Source organism: Nocardia pseudovaccinii NBRC 100343 (assembly GCF_001613225.1).
GTDB lineage: Bacteria > Actinomycetota > Actinomycetes > Mycobacteriales > Mycobacteriaceae > Nocardia > Nocardia pseudovaccinii.
In genome coordinates this window covers 56,444-76,419 of sequence record NZ_BDBY01000135.1, presented here as the reverse complement: position 1 = coordinate 76,419, position 19,976 = coordinate 56,444, and the positions used below count along the sequence as shown (strand labels likewise).

Here is a 19,976-nt window from a genome sequence, read left to right as displayed (position 1 = left end):
AGCCTCGATTCCATTGCGGCCATCTGGGCCGTGGCGAAAACCGGTGCGGCATATGTGCCGATCGATCCGAGCTACCCGGCCGAGCGGATCGGGCATATGATCGCCGATTCCGGTGCCATGCTCGGGCTGACCGTGCCGGAATCCCTGGCCACCATGCCCGCCTGGCCCGCCGCAGGCGGTAAGCACCGCAAACACTATGTCGATTGGCTGGTACTCGGCTCGGATGAACTGGCCACCGAATCCGCCCGCTACTCAACCGATCCCGTCACCGATGCGGACCGCCACTATCCGATGCGCACCGGGTATCCGGCCTACCTGATCTACACCTCGGGTTCCACCGGAAAGCCCAAGGCAGTCGTCGTCACCCACGCCGGTATCGCATCGCTGGCACAGGAGCAGATGCATCTGTTCGGTGTCACGGATTCGGCACGCACGCTGCACTTCTCCTCGCCCAGCTTCGACGCGTCGGTGCTGGAGATCCTGCTCGGGTTCGCGGCGGGCGCCACCATCGTCATCGCACCCGCGGGTATGTACGGCGGTACGGAACTCGCCGATCTGCTGCGCACGGAGCGGGTCACCCATGCCTTCATCACCCCGGCCGCGCTGGCCACCGTGCCGGAGGAGGGGCTCGACGATCTCGAGGCCGTCATCGTGGGCGGTGAGGCGTGCTCGGAGGAACTGGTCGAACGATGGTCGGCCGTGCACCGCATCCACAATATGTACGGCCCTTCCGAGGCGACGGTCGCCGCCACCGCCAGCGGTCCGATGCAGGCGGGTCGCCCGGTGCCGCTCGGCAAGCCGGTGCGCGGTATGCGACTGTTCGTGCTGGACGGTCGACTGCATCCGGTGCCACCGGGGACCCCGGGCGAGCTCTACCTGTCCGGCCCGGGGCTGGCCCGCGGCTACCTGGGCCGATACGGCCTTACCGCACAGGGCTTCCCGGCCAACCCGCACGGTCGGCGCGGTGAAAGGATGTACCGCACCGGCGATCTCGTGGTCTCGGATCCGACCGGACAGCTGCGCTTCCTCGGCCGCGTCGACGACCAGATCAAGATCCGCGGCTTCCGCATCGAACTGCGCGAAATCGACCATGTGCTGCGCGCCCATCCGGGTGTGCGCGCCGCGCTCACCGTCGTGCACACCGACGAACACGGCCAGCCACGCCTGGTCGCCTATGTGACCGCGAACGAACCGATCGAGGCCGCCGCGATCGCCGAGACCGCGCGTCAGCGGCTGCCCGGCTACATGGTGCCCGCATCGATTGCCGTACTCGACGAGATGCCGGTCACCCAGGCGGGCAAGCTGGACCGAAAGGCCCTGCCAGCACCGGTTTTCGCGGCCGTGGGTACCTCGCGTGCGCCGAGCACGCTGCTGGAGCAGCGCGTCGCCGCCGCGTTCGGTGAAATCCTCGGTCATCCGATGACGGGCGCGGAGGACAGCTTCTTCGAGGTGGGCGGCAACTCGCTGCTCGCCACCCGCCTCGCCGCCGCACTGCACGCGGAATTCGGCGTCGACCTGCCGGTGCGGCTGATCTTCGAGGCGCCGACGGTGGCCGGTGTCGCGGAACGGATAACGGAAGCGCCCCGGACGCAACGGGTGGCGCTGGCTGTGCATACCCCACGTCCGGGACGCATTCCATTGTCGCTGCCCCAGCAGCGACTGTGGTTCCTCAATCGATTCTCACCCGAATCGAGCGCCTATAACATCGCATTCGTCATTCGGATCGACGGCGATCTGGATGCGGCGGCCCTGCGTGCGGCGCTGACCGATCTGGTCGAGCGGCACGAGATACTGCGCACGGTGTTCCCGGAGGACAATCTCGGCGCACGGCAGTCGGTGCTGCCGACCGCCAAGGCCATGCCGGTGGTCGAGCCGGTGGCGACCGACGAAGGCGCCGCCGAGCAGACACTGCGCGCCATGGCCCGCGCCGGATTCGATCTCACCAAGGACATCCCGCTTCGGATCAGCTTGCTGCGCACCGACTCTCGGCGTCATCTGCTCGGCATTGTGTTGCACCACATCGCCGCCGACGGTTGGTCGCTCGGCCCGCTGACCCGGGATCTGGCCGCTGCTTACGTGGCAAGGCGTGCAGGTGGGGCACCCGATTGGACGCCGCTTCCGGTGCAGTACGCCGATTTCGGGTTGTGGCAGCGCGACTACCTCGGTGACGAGGCCGATCCGGACAGTCTCGCAGCCGAGCAACTCGCGTACTGGCGTAGCGCACTGGCGGATCTGCACGACGAACTGCCGCTGCCCTACGATCGGCTGCGGTCGGCCGCGCCGACGCAGGAGGCGGGTTCGGTGCGCTTCAGCGTGCCCGAGCCGGTGCAGCGGGCACTTGCCGAACTTGCGCGCGAACAGGGCGTCAGCATCTTCATGGTGCTGCGCTCGGCCCTCGCCGTCATGCTGCGGTTCATTACCGGCGGTCGGGATATCGTGATCGGCACGCCGGTCGCGGGGCGCACCGATACCAAGCTCGACGACCTGGTCGGCATGTTCGTCAACACGCTGGTGCTGCGCTCGGATGTCGACCCGGATGTTCCGTTCGCGACGCTGCTGCGCGCGGATCGCGATAACGAGCTGGCCGCCATGGCGCACACGGATATCCCCTTCGAGCGCATCGTCAACGAGTTGGGCAGCGACGGGCGCGGCAGCGGTCGCCAGCCGCTGTTCCAGGTGGCGCTGACAGTGCAGGACGGTCCGGTTCCCGCGCTCGAACTGCCCGGCCTCGCCTTGCATGCTGAGGAATTGGATATCGCGCTGGCCAAATTCGATCTGGAACTGCGGGTCGGTACCGGCGCCCGCGACGCCGGACCGGACGCATCGGCGCGTATCTTCGAATTCGTCTATGCCGCCGAGCTTTTCGATGCAGCGACGGTCAAAACGATGGCCGATCGGTTCCAGGCGGTGTTGTCGGCCATTACCGCCGCACCGCAGGTGCTGGTCCGCGATATCGACGTGCGCACCGGATTCGAGCGACGACAACTCACCCCGGCCATCGGCGGCGCGACCACGCCGCAGTGCACGCTGGCCGCTTACTTCACTGCCACCGCGCATATGCATCCGCAGCGCACGGCGATCCGCTCGAATGGCACCTCGCTGACCTACACCGCGGTCGACGCGCGCTCGAATCGGTTGGCACGGGCGCTGATCGAGCGCGGGCTCGGTCCGGGTGACCGGGTGGCACTCGGCCTGACCCGCTCGATCGACTCGGTCATCACGATGCTTGCGGTCACCAAGTCCGGTGCCGCATTCGTGCCGGTGGATCCGAACTATCCGGCCGACCGCGTGCGGCACATGCTGGTCGACTCCGGGTGCGAAGTGGGCGTCACGCTGGCCGAGCACGCCGATCGGCTGCCCGCGACCGCGGGCACCGACTGGCTGCTGCTCGACGCGCCTGAATTCATCGAGGAACTGGACGAATTCGACGACTGCCTGGTCGACGACTACGAACGCCATCGCCGCATTGAGATCGCTGATCTGGCCTATGTGATCTACACCTCGGGCTCGACCGGCAAACCCAAGGGCGTGGGCGTCACGCACGGCGGGCTGTCGAACTTCGGCGACGAACTCCGCGAGCGGATTCGGGTCGACAAGGATTCGCGCACGCTGCACTTTTCCTCCCCGAGCTTCGACGCGGCGATTCTGGATCTGCTGCTCGCGATCGGCTCCGGTGCGACCATGGTGATCGTCCCGACCGATATCTACGGCGGCGATGAACTGGCCGCGCTGATGGAGCGCGAGCGTGTCACTCACACGTTCATCACACCGGCGGCGTTGGCCACCATCGATCGGGAGCGGTGGTCGTTGCCGTGCCTGCGTGCGCTCATGGTGGGTGGCGAGGCCTTGAGTCCAGGGCTGGTGGCCCGCTGGGCCCCGGGACGCCAGATGTACAACGTCTACGGGCCGACCGAGACCACCATCGTCACCACGATCTCCGCGCCGATGGCGATCGGCGAACCGATCACCATCGGCACCCCGGTGCGCGGTGCGCGGGCGCTGGTACTCGATGAGCGGCTGCGTCCGGTGCCGGTCGGGGTTCCCGGCGATCTATACCTCGGCGGATTCGGTGTCTCGCGTGGGTATTTCGACAGGTTCGAACTCACCGCTACACGGTTCGTCGCCGACCCTTTCGGACCGGCGGGGTCGCGGATGTACCGCAGTGGTGATGTGGTGCGCTGGAATGCCGCGGGCGAGATCGTCTACCTCGGACGCAGTGACCATCAGGTCAAGGTGCGCGGCTTCCGCATCGAACTCGGCGAGATCACCAACGCGCTCGCCGCACATGAGCACGTGCGGTTCGCGCACACCGAGGTGCGCCATATCGCGGGCGCGGATCGGATCGTCTCGTTCATCCAGGCTGCCGAGGACACCGCACCGGATATCGATGCGGTGCGCGCCCATGTTGCCGAACACCTTCCCGCGCATATGGTTCCGGCGAGTATCACCATGCTGGACAGGATCCCGCTGTCCCCGACGGGCAAATTGGATGTCGCCGCACTGCCCGAACCACAGCTGACGTTGCGCACGGCCCAGCGGGCACCAGCGACCGACGCCGAGCGGCTGGTGGCCGAGGTGATGGGCGAGTTGGTCGGTGCCGAGGGCGTGAGCGCCGACGACAGCTTCTTCGATATCGGCGGAAATTCGCTGCTGGCAACCCAACTCGTGGCCCGGCTGGCCGCGGCGACCAATACCCGCCTCGAGGTGCGCACCGTCTTCACTATGCCGACGGTCGCCGAACTCGCGACGCTGCTCGATTCCGGATCCGGCGCCGACGCCCGGCCGGAGCTGGTCCGCCGCGATCGGCCCGAGCGGATTCCGTTGTCGGCGGCGCAGTATCGCCTGTGGTTCCTGAACCGGTTCAACCAGATCGGCGACAGCACGGGTCATGCCACCGGGGCGTACAACATCCCCGTGGTGCTGCGGTTGCGCGGCGAGCTGAATGCCGATGCGCTGGTGCGGGCATTGCACGCCGTGCAGCAGCGGCACGAGACGCTGCGGACGGTGTTCCCGGAGATCAATGGGGTACCCGCGCAGCAGATTCTCGATCCGGCCGCTGCGGCTGTCGCGCTGTTCGCTGCGACGATGCCGCTCTCGGAAATACCCGGTGCCGTGGAGGATTTCGCTACTCCGGGATTCGATCTCGCGTCGACCGTGCCGATACGCGCCGCGCTGATCACGGTCGATCCGGACGGGGCCATCGAAAAGGCACCGGGGGAGTCGACCGATCACGTTCTGGTGCTGGTCGTCCACCACATTGCGATGGACGGCTGGTCACTGGCACCGCTGGCCGCTGATGTGGCTGCCGCCTATGCGGCCGCATGCGAGGAGAAGACGCCGGACTGGCCGGAAGCGGAGATCCAGTACGCGGATTACACACTCTGGCAACAGGACACACTCGGCACCGAGGACGATCCCGATTCGGTGGTGCACCGCCAGCTCGACTACTGGCGGCACACCCTGGACGGAATTCCGGAGCTGCTGAACCTGCCCGCGGACCGGCCGCGCCCGCCCACGCCGACCTATCGCGGTGGCATTGTCGAGTGCCCGATCGACGCATTGACCCATCGGGAACTGCGCACGATCGCCACCGGCAATAACGTCAGCATGTTCATGTTGCTGCACGCCGCCCTCGCGGTACTGCTGCACCGGATGACCGCGACCGACGACATCACCGTCGGCACGCCGATCGCCGGTCGCGGCGGCCACCCCGAGCTGGATCGGATGGTCGGCATGTTCGTCAACACGTTGGTGCTGCGCACCCGGATCGATCCGGACGCCAGGTTCACCGACCTGTTGCACGCCGTGCGCGATATCGATCTGGATGCGTTCGAGCATGCGGACCTGCCGTTCGAGCGGCTCGTCGAGGTGCTGAATCCGGCCCGCTCGCAGGCCCATCACCCGATGTTCCAGGTGATGCTCTCGGTGCAGAACCACCCGGTGCGGGTGCTCGATCTGCCCGGGCTGCGCATCGAGTCGGAGGATGTCGACACCGGTATCGCGAAGTTCGATCTGCAGTTCACGCTGACCGAATCACAGACCGGCACAGGGGAACCCGGCGGCATCAACCTGTCGGTCAACTATGCGAGTGATCTGTTCGACGAGCAGACCGCACAGCGGCTCGGCAAGCGATTGGTCCGGCTGCTCGCCGGTGTCGCCGCGAATCCGACCACCGCCGTGGGTGATCTGGAGCTGCTCGATCCCGCCGAATGGTCCGGGCTGGCTCCGGTGCGCGGGGCGGAGGCGGACCGGCCGGTCACCTTCCCCGAGGTGTTCGAGAACGCGGCGAATGTCGATCGCAAGGCCACCGCGCTGCGCTCGGGCGACACCCAGGTGAGCTACGACGCGCTCGACCGGTGGACAAACCGGCTGGCACGGGTGCTCATCGAACGCGGGGTCGGCCCGGAAACGCTGGTGGCGCTGGGGATTCCGCGCTCGATCGAATCGGTCGCGACGATGCTCGCGGTGGCCAAGGCGGGTGCGGCCTTCGTGCCGGTCGATCCGCTGTATCCGGCGCAGCGGATCTCCCATATGCTCACCGATTCCGGTGCGGCACTGGGCATTACGCTGGCCGCGCACCGCGACCAGATGCCGGGCGATGCCGAGTGGATCGTGCTCGACGATGCCGAATTCCGTGAGTGGGTGCTGGATACCTCCGACGCGCCGATCAGGACGGGCGAGCGGACCAGCATGCTGCGGGTGGACAATCCGGCATACGTCATCTACACCTCCGGCTCGACCGGCACACCGAAGGGCGTCGTGGTCACTCACGGTGGCCTCTCGAACTTCGCCGCGGAGACCGCGCAGCGGTTCGAGGTGCACTCCGGTAGCCGGGTCCTGCATTTCGCGACGCCGAGCTTCGACGCCGCCATGCTCGACCTGCTGCTCGCACTCGGTGGTGCGGCGACGCTGGTGATCACGCCATCGGGCGTGGTCGGCGGCGCCGAACTGGGCAGGGTATTCATCGACGAAGGGATCACGCACGCGTTCATCACCACCTCGGCACTCGGCACGGTCGATCCGACCGGCGTCACCGAACTGGCGCATGTGCTGGTGGGCGGCGAGGCGCTACCGCCGGAGCTGGTCACGCGCTGGGCGCCCGGACGCAATCTGTACAACGTGTACGGGCCGACGGAGACAACCATTGTCACGGTGATCTCCCAGCCCATGGCACCGGGCGAGCCGATCACGATCGGCGGGCCGATCCGCGGCGTCAACGCCGCCATCCTCGATGGGCGGCTGCATCCCGCGCCGGTCGGGGTGACCGGTGAACTGCATCTGGCGGGTAGTGCGCTGGCACGGGGTTATCTGAACCGTCCGGGGCTGACGGCGCAGCGGTTCATCGCGAATCCCTACGGCAAGCCGGGGGAAAGGATGTATCGCACCGGCGATCTCGTGCGCTGGTTCGGGCACAGCTCCGATTCGGCCCGCGAAATCGAATACCTCGGCCGCACCGACCATCAGGTGAAGATCCGCGGCTTCCGCATCGAACTCGGCGAGATCGACGCCGCGCTCGCGCGGCACGACGCGGTCGAGTTCTCGACGACCATCGGTTATCGGACCCCCGCCGGTGCGACGGCATTGGTCTCGTATGTGAAGCCGTGCGATGGAATTACGGTCAACGCGGCCGAGCTCACCGAACATCTCGCAGCGCGGGTGCCGAATTACATGGTGCCCCAATCGATCATGCTGATCGACGAGGTTCCGCTCAGCCCGGTCGGCAAGCTCGACCGAAATGCGTTGCCGGAACCGGTCTTCAGTGCGAGCGAAGGCTATCGGGCGCCGACCACCGAGACCGAGGTGCAGCTGTGCGCCGCCTTCGCGACGGTGCTCGGTGTCGATACGGTAGGCGTCGACGACGGATTCTTCGAACTCGGCGGCAACTCACTGCTGGCCACGAAGGTTGTGGCAGAGCTGCGCGTCAACGGGATCGATCTGCCGGTGCAGCTGATGTTCGGTGACTCCACCCCGGCCGCCATCGCGGCCCGGCTGGACGGAGCCGGTCACCTCGGCGCGGCCATCGCCGCGACACTGGAGCCGGTACTGCCGATCCGGGCCCGCACCACCGCGAGCCGGGCCCCGCTGTTCTGCATCCATCCCGCGATCGGACTGTCCTGGTGCTACTCGGGCCTGCTCGCGCATCTGGCTGCCGACCGCCCGGTGTACGGATTGCAGGCACCGCATGTCGCGGGCGCGGATGGGTTCGATTCGATCGGCGAGGCCGCGGAAAACTATGTGGCGCACATCAAGTCGATCCAGCCCGAGGGGCCCTACCACCTGCTCGGCTGGTCGCTGGGCGGCCTGATCGCGCATGAGGTGGCGGTCCAGTTGCAGGAGGCGGGCGAGCAGGTCGCACTACTGTCGATGATGGATAGCTACCAGCTCACCGACGAATGGCTCGAGCATGCGATCCCCACGGTGGCCGAGATCATCGGCGAATTCGGCAATGACGCCGATGACGTCGAACTCGACCCGCGCATGACCCTGCGCGATGCCGCCGAACTGCTGAGCTCGCGTCCCGGCCCGTTCGCCGCCCTGACCCTCGAACACCTGGAGCGCCTCTACGCGGGCTACACCAATGGGACTGTCCTGGCCCACGGCTTCCGCCCCAGGACCTTCGACGGTGATCTGCTCTTCTTCACCGCGGCCGATGACGAGATCAACCACACCGACCCGACCCGCTGCGCCGCGGCGTGGGCGCCCTTCGTCACCGGCTCCATTCACAACCACGACTTGCCCTGCAAACACTCGGCCATGACGACACCGGAATCACTCGCCGTCATCGGTCCGGTGGTCAACGAGCACCTGGAAGGCGCACCGGGGCAGGAGGCACGGTCGTGAGAGAGCGTTTCGAACAATCCATCGACACAGCACCCGCACGCATCGACGAAACCTGGTGTCACCGAGGCGGATTCGCGCGAGACATCGCCGACGACCGCGCGGGCCGGGACGCCGGTGCCGAGGGGCGGAACAGGAGCGAATCGTGAGCGAATGCGGTGAGTCGACAGCGCGTGAGCAATCGGTAGCAGGCCCGGCGAGAGTGCGGGCGCCGGGGGCCAAGGCTCGGCAGGTTGTGTCGTGAGTCTGGCGGTGGAGGTGCGCGGCCTGGTCAAGACTTACGGCCGGGTGCGAGTGCTGGACGAGGTCGACCTACAGATTCCGGCGGGCACGGTGATGGCACTGCTCGGGCCCAACGGCGCGGGTAAGACGACGACGGTGCGCATCGTGACCACCCTGCTGCGGCCTTGTGCGGGATCGGTGCAGGTGGCGGGCATCGACGTCTTGCGCGATCCGGCGACCGCGCGTCGGCGCATCGGGCTGTCCGGTCAATACGCGGCGGTCGACGCCAACCTGACCGGCTACGAGAATCTGCGTATGGTGGCGCGGCTGTACGGAATGTCGCAGCGGCAGGCCACCTCTCGCGCGGCGGAGTTGCTGAACACTTTCGGCCTGGACCATGCGGCGCACCGTCGCGCGGGTACCTACTCCGGCGGTATGGCGCGGCGGCTCGACCTCGCCGGTGCATTGGTGGCGCGGCCCGCGGTGGTAGTGCTCGACGAGCCGACCACCGGCCTGGATCCGCGTGGCCGTCTCGATATGTGGCGCGTCATCGGCGATCTCGTCGACGACGGCACCACGGTGCTGCTCACCACCCAGTATCTGGAAGAGGCCGACCAGCTCGCCGACCGCATCACGGTCATCGACCGCGGGCGGGTCATCGCCAAGGGTTCGGCCGATGAGCTGAAGACCTCCATCGGCGGCGACCGGCTCACCATCACGCTGGCCCCCGGCCAGGACGTGCTGCCGGCGCTGACGATCCTCGCGCAGGTCGGTATCGGTGAGCCGACCCACGATCTGGGCGCGAACGAAGTCTCCATCGTGGTCGCCGACGGCTCCCGCACCATGGTCGAAGCGCTGCGCAGGCTCGACGACGCCGGGGTATGCGTGGTCGACGCGGGCGTGCACCGGCCCAGTCTCGACGACGTATTCCTGTCCCTCACCGGCTCCGCCGCGCACGACCTCGAGCCGGAAAACGACGATGTACAAGAGGAGATCTTGTCTTGATGAGCACCGCAGTCGCGCGCGCCGAAGCGGAATCGACCGCGAAAACCGAATCCCCACCGGAGATTCGGCAACCCCACGCCCGGGTCATCCGGGACAGCGCCATCGTGGCGTACCGGAATCTGCTGACCATCCTGCGGGTCCCGACCCTGCTGGTGACGGCGACGATCCAGCCACTGATGTTCGTTTTCCTGTTCGCCTACATCTTCGGCGCGTCACTCGGCGGCGGCCAGTATCGCGAATTCCTGCTCGCCGGAATCTTCACCCAGACAGTCGCTTTCAACGCCGCCTTCACCACGGTCGGCCTGGCGGGCGATCTGGAGAAGGGCATCATCGACCGCATGCGAACATTGCCGATGTCGCGGCTGGCGGTGCTGATGGGGCGCACACTCTCGGATCTGGCGGTGAATATCCTTAGCCTGGCCGTCATGGTCGGTTGCGGGTATATCGTCGGCTGGCGGATCAACGGCGGGATCGTCGATGCCGTACTGGCTTTCGCGATAATTCTGCTGTTCGCGTTCGCCATGTCCTGGGTCGGGGCTATCACGGGTCTGTTTTCACCCACCGTCGAAGTCGCCCAGAGCGCGGGCCTGATCTGGCTGTTCCCGTTGACATTCATCTCCTCGGCCTTCATCTCCGCGGAGTCGCTGCCCGGTCCGCTGCGCACCGTCGCCGAATGGAACCCCATCACCGCCGTTTCCGCTGCCGGACGGAAGCTCTTCGACAACGGCGCACCCCCGAGCTTCGGCACGCCAACCGGTTGGCCCGCCGAGCACTGCATCGCCTACGCGGTGGGGTGTTCCCTGGCCATCCTGGTAGTGGTCGTGCCATTGGCTCTGCTGCGGTACCGCAAGGTCGCCAGTAAGTAGTGCTTGCCGGGCGGCTCACCGTACGGAAAAGGCCGCTTGCACCAGCTGGTGCAAGCGGCCTTGTTTCGTCTGACGGAACCTAGACCCGACGCCGCGTCTTCAGCAGATCGAGCCGCTCCTTCAGCAGCTCCTCCAGCTCTTCCTTGCTGCGACGCTCCAGCAGCATGTCCCAGTGGGTGCGCGGCGGCTTGACCTTCTTGGTCTCCTGGGTGGTTCCCTCCATCAGGGTGCCCTCCTGGCCGTTGCGGCACAGCCAGGTCGGGGGGATCTCGGCGTCGTCGGCGAAGGGGACGTCGAACTCCTCGCCGTTATCGGTCCGGTACCGAGCAATCCGTCGCGGGGCCAGGTCGTGGTCGCGATCGGTTTCGTAGCTCACCGCTCCGAGCCGACTGCCCCGGAGTACGCGATCTGCCATGGTGTGCCTCTCCCTGTGTGCTCGAGTCTTGTTGCGCCGCGACCGCGTCCTTCATCGGTCAGTGCCGGATGAACGCGTGACGCTCGCTGGACCTTAGATGTAACGATCGTGCCTGCGCCAATAGTTCCCCATCGGCGTACTGGCGAACCGTTCCATTGTAGTCGGTGTCCCGGCCACCATCCGCCACGCCCACGCCGCGCCGATAAACCGGGGTCGCGAGTCCCATTCGGTCGGCACAACCATTAGGGTTCTGCGTCATGTCGCGCCGCGTGCTGTCCTGCTGCCTGTGGTGTGGGCGGGAGATCGTCGAATCGGAGGCCGGACGTCGTCGCCGGTACTGCCGTCAGTCCTGTCGCCAACGCGCCTACGAACACCGCAACAGCTTGAAGGGAACCGGAATTCCGGCGGATTCGGTGGTACTGAGTGCCCAGGAGGCGGCCGATCTGGCCGACCGCTGGTTCGCCGCCCGCTGTGCCGCCGAGGATGTGGCCACCGCCATCGGTGAGGGCGCCGACACCGAAGAGCTGAAGGCGTTGAGCGCCACACTGTTGACCCTCACCCGCGAGGCGGAACGGCTGCGGTGAGCGTCGACCGCTAGCCGAGCCTGCGCTCTTCGATCGGCGTGCTCAGGTTCGTGCCGTTGAGATCCAGGTACAGCAGTCGCTCGGTAATCGACACCGTGACCGTGTTGCGGCGTTCGATCGCGGCTACCGCGGAATCGATGAAGTCGCGATCGAAGCTGTACAGCGGGATCGCTTCGGCGCGGTGGATCCGCTTACCGGCGAGCTGCGCGAGCACCTTGGCCGGGTCGCGATGGGTGTAGATGGCAACGCGCTCAGCCGATTTGCTGCCGCGGTGCACGCGATCGGCATCGGGTGCACCGATCTCGATCCAGGCGGTGAGCCGTCCGGTGAGATCGCGCACCAGCACCGCGGGCTCGTCGGTGGACGACACGCCGCCGTCGCTGAAGGCGATGCCCTCCTCGTACTCGAGGCAGTAGGCGAGCAGTCGCGTCAGCATGAACTCGGCGGTTTCGGACGGGTGGCGCGCAACCCGCAACTCCAACTCTTGATAGACACCACGGTCTACATCGGCGAGTTGGACGGCGAAGTTGTGCAGAGTTGCGCTCAGGGCCATAGCAGCAGGAGCTTAGTGAACGCCGCTACTGCCCGCGGGCGTGCGTGCCCGCGGCGAACAGTCGCACGGCGCTCGGGGTGTTGCGGCCGTGGGCGCGCGCCCGCCAATAGACGGCGAGAGTCAGTAGCGCAACCACCCAAATCAACGCACCGAAGGCGAACAGCGTCCGACCGTCCGGATGTACCAGCGACTGGGCCCGCATCGCCTGCCAGAACACGATCGCGAGCAGCCCGGCATAGCCCGATGCGAGCACACCGATCAACGCGGCGCGCGTGCGTTCGCCCCGCAGCCACGGATAGCGCGGCGCCAGCCACGCCAGTGCGACAACCGCGAGCAGCAAGACCTGGATGGCATGCAGCCCGAGGAAATGCGGGATCCGCAGATCGCCGCCGATGGTGCTCCAGTGCGTGATCGGCATGGCGCCGACACCGTCACGCGCGGCCAGTGACGGGTGGTCCAGGACGGTATGTCCGGCCACCAACTCGACCACATTGCCGTCGGCGTCGCGCACCAGCTGTTTCCCGGTGAAACCCATCAGGTACCCGAGCGCCATCCCGACGACGGCCAGACCGAGTCCGGCGTGAATGGCCCGCGCGGTCGGCCGGTCGACCAGCCGCTGCCACGAAAGGATCAGCACAATAACGAGATTCGCGAAGAACAAGCCGGGCACGCCGGACGCGAACACCATCTGACCGATCGAATTCACCGCATCGGTCTCGCTGTTGAAATGACTGTAGGTCCCGCGCGCGGCCTGCACCACGATGAATCCGACGTCCACGAACCCGGTGATCGCGAACACCGTTCCCATCCACCAGGTGACCCGGCTCCCCCTGTGCGGCAACGACAGCAGCCATGCCAGGGTGACCCCGTAGAGCACGAAGGCCAGCCCGAACTTGAACGGTTTGAGCCATACGGATTCGTCGAGCAGCATCCGGTCGTCGAACACCATGCCACCGGCCGAGAACAGGACGAGCGCACCCATAGTGGCCACCATCCACAGCAGCGGGCGATGGAGGCGACTGCCGCCCGGCAGGTCCGGTGTGACGGCGGGACGGCGGTGGCGCGCGGAATCGCCAGGGGCGGAAAGAGTATCGATCGTCGGCATGATCCGACGGTAGGAATCGACGACGCCCGGCCACGTCCCGCTGCAGCGCCATTCGCGGGTAATACCGAGGTACTGGAAATCGACCACCGGACGCACTCGCGATCCCCTCGTCGAATCGCGAATGCGCCGGTGGCCGAATCTCACGCGGGGCAGCGGCGGGCTCGTTTACTCCGGGGCGAAGCCGACGGCGATACCACGCGCGCCGAGCCAGGGCATCGGATCGATCGGTGCGCCGTTGCCCGAGTGGATTTCGTAGTGCAGGTGCGGGCCGGTGGAGAAGCCACGGTTGCCGACGGTGGCGATGACATCGCCCGCGCGCACCTGCTGACCGACGGTGGCGAGAATGTCGTTCACATGGCCGTAGATGCCGATGGTGCCGTCATCCTGCTGCACCCGCACCCAGAGACCGAAGCCGGAGGCCGGACCTGCCTCGATGACGGTGCCGTCGGTGACCGCGGCGATCGGGGTCCCGATGGCGTCGGCGAAATCGAGGCCGGCGTGCAGCGCACCCCAGCGCATGCCGAAGTTGGATGTCAGCACGCCCTCGATGGGGCGAACGGTGCGCGGCCGGGCCGCCTCGGTGGCGATGCGGGTCTGCTCCCAGATCACGGCTTCGGGCACGGTCTGCGGCATCTGGGCCTCGCGCGGGGTGAACGCGGTGAAGGCGACGGCGCCACTGGTCTGCTCGGCCGACTGGTCCGTCTTCCCGGCCAGTGCGTCGGGTTCCACGGCGGCCATGACGCCGAGCGAGGCGCTGACGACGGCCGCCGCGGCGACCACTCGAGTTGTGGCGCGGTTGCGGCGTGAGCGAGTCGCGCCGAGACGATGAGGTAACGGTACGGTCACGGGCATGGCTAGAACGTACGGGACGGACATTCGGCTTCCGTAATCCTGTGCCAACCGTCACAGGTCTGCAAAAGCCCAGTTGGTTAGTTACAAATCGATAACGACACGGTGTGTATGCATTCCCCAACTGGCGTGATGCCGTATTGAGCGGAGTTGACCAGCAAGATGTCGGTCGCTCACACTGTTTCAGTGGCGACTAATGGAGTTCATGCCATCGAGGCGCTCGCCGACCCGACCCGCCGGGCCATTTTCGAGGCATTGCCGACCGCGCCGCTGTCGGTCGGCGATCTCGCGAAACTCGTCGGCGTAACCAGCTCGGCGGCCTCCCAGCATCTACGTGTACTGCGCGAGGCCCGGCTGGTGATGATGCGTCCGGACGGCAATCGTCGGTTGTACTTCCTGGATCCACGCGGACTGGGCGATGCGCGCGACTATCTGGAGCAGTTCTGGCCCAGCGCGCTGGCGGCCTATGCCGCGGCTTTGAGCAACGCTCGCGCCGAAGGCAACAGCTGAATGCTCGTGGTCAACCCACGCGGCGATACGCCGTTCGCCCGCGATTGTTGCCGTTGGCAGGCCACGCCCGCCTGGCGAGTTGCTTGTCGACCGCGCTGATCACCTCGGTGACGCCGATCCGCAGCAATCCGGGGTCGGGTGTATCGGCCATCGGATCGCCGAGCTGACCGGCCCACAGCACCGCATGCCTGCCGAGCAGATGCGGTGGCGGTCCGCCCCAGCGCGGCGGTGTCGGTCCGAACAGTAATACGGTGCGGGTTCCGAAGGCGGTGGCCAGATGCGCGACGCCGGTATCGCCGGAGATCACGAGCGCCGCCTCCGCGACGGTGGCGGCGAGTTCGATGAGGTTCTGCTCGCCCGCGAGCACCCGGCCACCGGGTAGGCCCGTGCGGGCGGCGATACTCAGCGCGATATCGCGCTCGGACTCGTCACCGGTGAGCACCACCTCGCGACCGAGCACCAGCAGATGCCGTACGACTGCGGCGAACCGGTCCGGCGGCCAGCGTCGGGCCGGTGCGCCCGCTCCCACGTGCACCACGATGCAATTGCGGCGACTGGTGGTCGCGACCGGCGGGACGAGTCCGAGATTGCGGCGATCGGCCACGATGCCGTCGGATTCGAGCAAATGGCACCAGCGCTCGACGTGATGCACATCCATCTGCCATTCCGGGCCATCCAGCTCCGGAAAAGCGGGATTGCGGTAGGAGAGGATGCGTCCGGGATCGGTCTTGGTGAGTGCGACGATGCTCTCGGCGCTCGGACCGTGCAGATTCACCGCCAGTGCGGGTTCGGGAGCGTCCCAGCGCAGGTCGCCGAGGTCCGAGGTGGGGATCATCGAGTCGACGGAGGCGATGAGGTCGACGATCGGCTTCAGGCGATGCGGAGCGGCGAGGACGATCTGATCGTGCGGTTTCGCCCGTCGCAGCGCGCGCAACGCGGGAACCGCGGTGAGCAGATCACCGAGGCCACGTGCCTGCAGCACGAGAACAACCGCCACCCTCTTCTCCTAGCCACCCGAGACTCGCGAACCCGACCCACCCGCTTCACCCCATGGATGCACACGACGAGAGCCACTTAGGGATAACTACCCGAGCCCGCTCGGCGATAAACGTGAGCGAGTAGCTCGTTATCGGGCCCACTGTCCGAGTCGGAGGACTAACCTCTGCGATGGCGGCCAACTACCACCAAGGAGCGTTCCTATGACCTCCCGACTCAACCCTTACATCAGTTTTTCCGACTCGGCGCGCACCGCGTTGGAGTTCTATCGAGATGTGTTCGACGGCACGCTGACCATGCAGACCTTCGGGGATATGGGGGATAAGGACGCGCCCGGCGCGGATCTGATCATGCACGGCATGCTGGAAACGCCGAGCGGATTCACGCTGATGGCTTCGGATACCCCGCCAGGTATGGAGTACAAACCAGGAAGCAGCATTTCGATCAGCCTCAGCGGTGACGCGCCCGATGAACTGCGCGGCTACTGGGACAAGCTGTCTGCCGGTGGCACCGTGACCGTGCCGTTGGAGAAGCAGATGTGGGGCGACGAATTCGGCATGTGCCTGGATCGCTTCGGTATCGCGTGGATGGTAAATATCGCGACGCCCGCCTAGGTCGCGGCGCTCGACCCGTTCGAGCAAATGTTCAGAAAATCGCTGGTGTGAGGCATAGCATCACGCTATGACGACAAACAGCGTGCTAGAGGGTCCTCTGCAACGGGTTGCGCGCAGTGCGTGGCAAACGGTGCTGGTCACCGGCATCCTGTCGGTGATCCTCGGTGTGATGATCCTGGTCTGGCCCGATGTGACACTGGTGGCCGCAGGCATCATCTTCGGCATCTATCTGGTGGTGAGTGGCTTCCTGCAGTTGGTGGCCGCATTCGGCACGCATACCAGCACCGGAATCCGGGTGCTCGCGTTCATCAGCGGTGTGTTGTCGATCATCATCGGTATCTTCTGCTTCCGTGACGAGTTGGAATCGATTCTTCTGCTCGGCCTGTGGATCGGTATCGGCTGGCTGTTCCGCGGTGTCGCGCTGCTGATGGCGGCGATCTCCGAGCCCGCGCTGCCGGGGCGCGGCTGGGAGGCTTTCTTCGGAATCATCACCGCGATCGGTGGTGTGGTGCTGATCGTGTGGCCGGTCGCGTCGGTGGCGACGCTGGCCTTGGTCGCCGGGTGGTGGCTGATCGTCCTGGGCATCATGGAGATCGTCACCTCGTTCGGTGTCCGCAAGGATGCGAAGAAGCTCGCCGAGATCTGAGATCTGCGATTCCTGCGGCCGTCGCTACTGCGGCGGCCGCAGGCGTATTTCCGGTGGGGGACTGATGCTTTCGCTATGGCGGCGCGGCTCGGGCCTTTCGATTTATGCCACGATATAGGGATGCCCAAGACGCTGCCCGCGCTGGATGTGTCCGCGCCGATCTGCTGCGCGCCGGTGGCGGCGGCCCCGGTCGACGATCGGGTCGCGCTGGAGGTGGCGTTGCGGTTGAAGGCACTGGCGGATCCGGTGCGGGTGAAGTTGATGTCGCTGCTGTTGGCCGAGCGGGACGGCACCGTCAATACCCGCGAGCTGGCCGGCGCGGTAGCACTGGCGGAGTCGACGGTGAGCCATCATCTGGGGCAATTGCGCGCCGCCGGTCTGGTGGAATCGGTGCGTCAGGGCATGACCGTGCAGCATGCGGCACGCCGGGATGCGTTGTCCGCCTTGTGTTTCGTACTCGACCCGGAGTGCTGCCGCTAGCCCTGAGACGAGGTGGGCGACTCTGTGGGCCGTGGGGTGGCGCGAATTATGGTGTCGCACCTATGATTCCGGGTGGGCGAACAGTCACCCTGCGGCAGGTCGACCTGGCTGCCCCAAACCGACGTCGCCGCGTGTGCCCTCACTCGGCGGTCCAGTCGGCGTTCGCGCCGCAGACGATCAGGCACGGCGTTTCCCCGGGAACCTGGTCGGCGAGCCATGCGGCGAACGAGATCGCCGCGGCCGGTTCGACCGCGATCCGGCATTCCTCCCACAGCCGGTCGCGTGCGTGCAGGATCTGCTCATCGCTGACCAGAACCGATGACACCTCGTGTGCGGTCAGGACCGCGAAAGGGGCCTCGCCGACCCTGCTTGCCCCGGTCGCCGAGGCAGCGACGGAGTCCGCCGCCGAGTCCACCGGCCTGCCTGCGGCGAGCGCCTCGTTCAGGCAGCAGCAATGCTCGGGTTCCACCACGACGACACGGCGGTCTCCAACAGACAGCGCCGTACCTGCCGCCAACCCTCCGCCACCGACGGCCACCACGATCGTGTCGACATCTGCGGCATCGGCGACGATCTCAGCCGCAACGGTGCCCTGCCCCGCGATGACGGCCGGATCGTCGTAGGGGTGCAGGAACCGATATCCCGGCCGCGCGGCAACCTCCGATGCCGCCGCGGCAGCCTCGGCGAAGGTGGCGCCGTGCCGGACCAGCCGCGCGCCAGTGGCCTCGATGCGGCGTGCTTTCGCCGCCGGAGCCGTCTGCGGCACATAGATCGTCGCGGACACTCCCAGCAGCGATGCCGCGGTCGCGACCGCCAGGCCGTGGTTACCACCCGATGCCGCAACCACCTGGTCATCCAGAGAACCGGAGAGCATCGCGTTGAGCGCGCCCCGCAGCTTGAACGAGCCACTGCGCTGCAGGTACTCCAGCTTCAGTAGGACACGCCGATCGTCGACCTCGAGATCGAGCAACGGGGTACGACGGATGTAGGGGCGGATTCTGTCAGCAGCCGCGTACACATCGGCGGCCGAAAGCGTTTGGGCCGGACGGTCAATCGAACTCTTCATGGAGTTCATGGTTCGCGCGCCAGCCAATTAGCGCAAGCAACGTTCAGTAAGCGGACGTTAGCAGCGCTTATGCTGGCCGTATGGTGCGAGAGCTCGACGTGAACCGCCTGCTGGTCCTGATGGAGGTGGCACACGCCAGATCCATCGCCGAGGCGGCGCGCAAACTTGCTTTCACCCCCTCGGCACTGTCACAGCAGATCGCCAAACTCGAAACCGAGCTCGGTACCCGGCTGCTGGAACGTCGCCCGGGCGGGGTCACCCCGACACCGGTCGGCGCGGTTCTGGTGGATCACGCGGAGCGCGTCATCGGTGAGCTACGGCAAGCGCGCGCAGCACTCGACGCCGCGATCGCAACTCAGCCGCAGCGTCTTGCGCTGGGCTCCTTCGCCACCGCGGCTCAACTGCTGGTGCCGACGGCGCTGGCGGCGCTGCAAGCCCGGCATCCTCGAGCCGAATTATCGCTGGTCGCCATCGAACCGCCCGAGGGCTACGGACTGGTGACCTCCGGCGATCTCGACGTCTTGATCACCCATCGCTACCCCGGCGTGGCTCCGGTACCGCACCCTGGACTGGACCGGCAGCCGCTGCTCGACGACCCGCTACGACTGGTGGTGCCCGTCGGCCACAGGCTCACCGAAGGCGCAGCACGGGGGGGCATCGACCTCGACGGCCTCGAGAACGAAACATGGATTTCGGGCGCACCGGGCATACCGAACAGGACCTGTCTGGAAACTCTCGCACGCCCAGTCGGCTTCGAGCCGCGCGTCGCCTACGAGTCCGCCGATTACCACGTCATCTTGGCGCTGGTCGGCGCAGGACTAGGAATCGCGCTCGTCCCCGCGAGCATCCTCGCCGGAGCCGACCACAGCCACGTCTCGGTCCACGATCTGCAAGGACACACCCCGGCCCGCGAGATCAGCATCGTCCACCGTCGCCGACCGACCGCGCTCGTCCACGAACTGGCCACCTTCCTGCACACTGCGGCAAACGGCACCAGCCTGAGCGGTTCGCCCCGACTGCCATAGCCATGCGCACCGTCGAGTTGTTCGCATTCCCGGCAGGCCGGGGACGTGGCGTAGTGGATCTTTCAGCCCGATCAGGCCCGGAAGTGTTGCGGCCGGGAGCGCTGACGGTTCCGCGAGGCTTGTGCCCGGCAGCGACCATCGCGCCTCGGAGTCGTCGCAGGCAACGGGCGCATGGAGTCGACGATCTCGCGCGGCCAGCGCC

Annotated in this window: 15 protein-coding genes; 9 read left to right on the top strand and 6 right to left on the bottom strand. The window is 66.7% G+C overall.

The genetic code is table 11. The features are described 5' to 3' along the window. The first annotated feature begins 12 nt into the window (after window positions 1–12). From NP3_RS16395 to NP3_RS16385, 3 genes are all read left to right on the top strand, one after another. Window positions 13–8,841 carry a non-ribosomal peptide synthetase gene (locus NP3_RS16395; RefSeq protein ID WP_281197441.1) on the top strand — a complete coding sequence of 2,943 codons (8,829 nt, stop codon included), beginning with the start codon at window positions 13–15 and terminating at the stop codon, window positions 8,839–8,841. 237 nt (window positions 8,842–9,078) lie between these two features. Beyond that, on the top strand, window positions 9,079–10,065 hold the full coding sequence (locus NP3_RS16390; RefSeq protein WP_063042221.1) for an ATP-binding cassette domain-containing protein: 987 nt from the start codon (window positions 9,079–9,081) through the stop codon (window positions 10,063–10,065). Further along, complete coding sequence (locus NP3_RS16385) at window positions 10,065–10,931, top strand: ABC transporter permease (protein WP_084508633.1); 867 nt, start codon at window positions 10,065–10,067, stop codon at window positions 10,929–10,931. The genes NP3_RS16390 and NP3_RS16385 overlap by 1 nt, the downstream gene beginning before the upstream one ends. 79 nt (window positions 10,932–11,010) lie before the next feature. On the opposite strand, the gene NP3_RS16380 is transcribed toward NP3_RS16385, so the two are convergent. Beyond that, window positions 11,011–11,346, bottom strand: a complete 336-nt coding sequence (locus NP3_RS16380) for an RNA polymerase-binding protein RbpA (RefSeq protein WP_040691372.1) — start codon at window positions 11,344–11,346, stop codon at window positions 11,011–11,013. 257 nt (window positions 11,347–11,603) lie between these two features. Between NP3_RS16380 and NP3_RS16375 the strand changes: the two genes are divergently transcribed. After that, a complete protein-coding gene (locus NP3_RS16375; protein ID WP_063042219.1) occupies window positions 11,604–11,930 on the top strand; it encodes a hypothetical protein in 327 nt (108 codons plus the stop codon). Between the two features lie 10 nt (window positions 11,931–11,940). Here the strand turns inward: NP3_RS16375 and NP3_RS16370 are convergent, their stop codons facing one another. The 3 genes from NP3_RS16370 to NP3_RS16360 all read right to left on the bottom strand — a co-directional run bounded on the left by NP3_RS16370 (window position 11,941) and on the right by NP3_RS16360 (window position 14,440). Further along, window positions 11,941–12,483 carry a YaeQ family protein gene (locus tag NP3_RS16370; RefSeq protein WP_063042217.1) on the bottom strand — a complete coding sequence of 181 codons (543 nt, stop codon included), beginning with the start codon at window positions 12,481–12,483 and terminating at the stop codon, window positions 11,941–11,943. Between the two features lie 25 nt (window positions 12,484–12,508). Further along, window positions 12,509–13,588, bottom strand: coding sequence for a hypothetical protein (locus tag NP3_RS16365; RefSeq protein WP_245720965.1), 1,080 nt, complete (start codon window positions 13,586–13,588; stop codon window positions 12,509–12,511). A gap of 165 nt (window positions 13,589–13,753) precedes the next feature. After that, the gene (locus NP3_RS16360) at window positions 13,754–14,440 is read right to left on the bottom strand and encodes a M23 family metallopeptidase (protein ID WP_063042214.1); all 687 of its coding nucleotides are present in this window, start codon (window positions 14,438–14,440) and stop codon (window positions 13,754–13,756) included. Window positions 14,441–14,623: 183 nt separating this feature from the next. On the opposite strand from NP3_RS16360, the gene NP3_RS16355 reads away from it, so the two are divergent. Next, entirely contained in the window at window positions 14,624–14,947 is a 324-nt protein-coding gene (locus NP3_RS16355) for an ArsR/SmtB family transcription factor (RefSeq protein ID WP_063042212.1), read from the top strand. A 10-nt stretch (window positions 14,948–14,957) separates the two neighbouring features. Here the strand turns inward: NP3_RS16355 and NP3_RS16350 are convergent, their stop codons facing one another. Beyond that, the gene (locus NP3_RS16350; RefSeq protein ID WP_063042210.1) at window positions 14,958–15,944 is read right to left on the bottom strand and encodes a glycosyltransferase family 9 protein; all 987 of its coding nucleotides are present in this window, start codon (window positions 15,942–15,944) and stop codon (window positions 14,958–14,960) included. 202 nt (window positions 15,945–16,146) lie between these two features. On the opposite strand from NP3_RS16350, the gene NP3_RS16345 reads away from it, so the two are divergent. From NP3_RS16345 to NP3_RS16335, 3 genes are all read left to right on the top strand, one after another. After that, the gene (locus NP3_RS16345; RefSeq protein ID WP_063042208.1) at window positions 16,147–16,557 is read left to right on the top strand and encodes a VOC family protein; all 411 of its coding nucleotides are present in this window, start codon (window positions 16,147–16,149) and stop codon (window positions 16,555–16,557) included. A gap of 67 nt (window positions 16,558–16,624) precedes the next feature. Continuing rightward, the gene (locus NP3_RS16340; protein WP_063042206.1) at window positions 16,625–17,203 is read left to right on the top strand and encodes an HdeD family acid-resistance protein; all 579 of its coding nucleotides are present in this window, start codon (window positions 16,625–16,627) and stop codon (window positions 17,201–17,203) included. A 120-nt stretch (window positions 17,204–17,323) separates the two neighbouring features. Then, a complete protein-coding gene (locus NP3_RS16335; protein ID WP_063042204.1) occupies window positions 17,324–17,683 on the top strand; it encodes an Rv2640c family ArsR-like transcriptional regulator in 360 nt (119 codons plus the stop codon). Between the two features lie 139 nt (window positions 17,684–17,822). Here NP3_RS16335 and NP3_RS16330 read toward each other — a convergent pair whose 3' ends face one another. Then, entirely contained in the window at window positions 17,823–18,749 is a 927-nt protein-coding gene (locus NP3_RS16330) for a serine/threonine dehydratase (RefSeq protein WP_063042241.1), read from the bottom strand. Window positions 18,750–18,829: 80 nt separating this feature from the next. Between NP3_RS16330 and NP3_RS16325 the strand changes: the two genes are divergently transcribed. Beyond that, window positions 18,830–19,774 (top strand): LysR family transcriptional regulator, encoded by a 945-nt coding sequence (locus tag NP3_RS16325; protein ID WP_063042203.1) that lies wholly within the window; start codon window positions 18,830–18,832, stop codon window positions 19,772–19,774. Window positions 19,775–19,976 lie beyond the last annotated feature (202 nt).

Bases quoted from the DNA above. Each gene is read 5' to 3' on its own strand.
- NP3_RS16385 (WP_084508633.1), top strand. From the start codon at position 10,065: ATGAGCACCGCAGTCGCGCGCGCCGAAGCGGAATCGACCGCGAAAACC.
- NP3_RS16380 (WP_040691372.1), bottom strand. From the start codon at position 11,346: ATGGCAGATCGCGTACTCCGGGGCAGTCGGCTCGGAGCGGTGAGCTAC.
- NP3_RS16375 (WP_063042219.1), top strand. From the start codon at position 11,604: ATGTCGCGCCGCGTGCTGTCCTGCTGCCTGTGGTGTGGGCGGGAGATC.
- NP3_RS16370 (WP_063042217.1), bottom strand. From the start codon at position 12,483: ATGGCCCTGAGCGCAACTCTGCACAACTTCGCCGTCCAACTCGCCGAT.
- NP3_RS16365 (WP_245720965.1), bottom strand. From the start codon at position 13,588: ATGCCGACGATCGATACTCTTTCCGCCCCTGGCGATTCCGCGCGCCAC.
- NP3_RS16360 (WP_063042214.1), bottom strand. From the start codon at position 14,440: ATGCCCGTGACCGTACCGTTACCTCATCGTCTCGGCGCGACTCGCTCA.
- NP3_RS16345 (WP_063042208.1), top strand. From the start codon at position 16,147: ATGACCTCCCGACTCAACCCTTACATCAGTTTTTCCGACTCGGCGCGC.
- NP3_RS16340 (WP_063042206.1), top strand. From the start codon at position 16,625: ATGACGACAAACAGCGTGCTAGAGGGTCCTCTGCAACGGGTTGCGCGC.
- NP3_RS16335 (WP_063042204.1), top strand. From the start codon at position 17,324: ATGCCCAAGACGCTGCCCGCGCTGGATGTGTCCGCGCCGATCTGCTGC.
- NP3_RS16330 (WP_063042241.1), bottom strand. From the start codon at position 18,749: ATGAAGAGTTCGATTGACCGTCCGGCCCAAACGCTTTCGGCCGCCGAT.
- NP3_RS16325 (WP_063042203.1), top strand. From the start codon at position 18,830: ATGGTGCGAGAGCTCGACGTGAACCGCCTGCTGGTCCTGATGGAGGTG.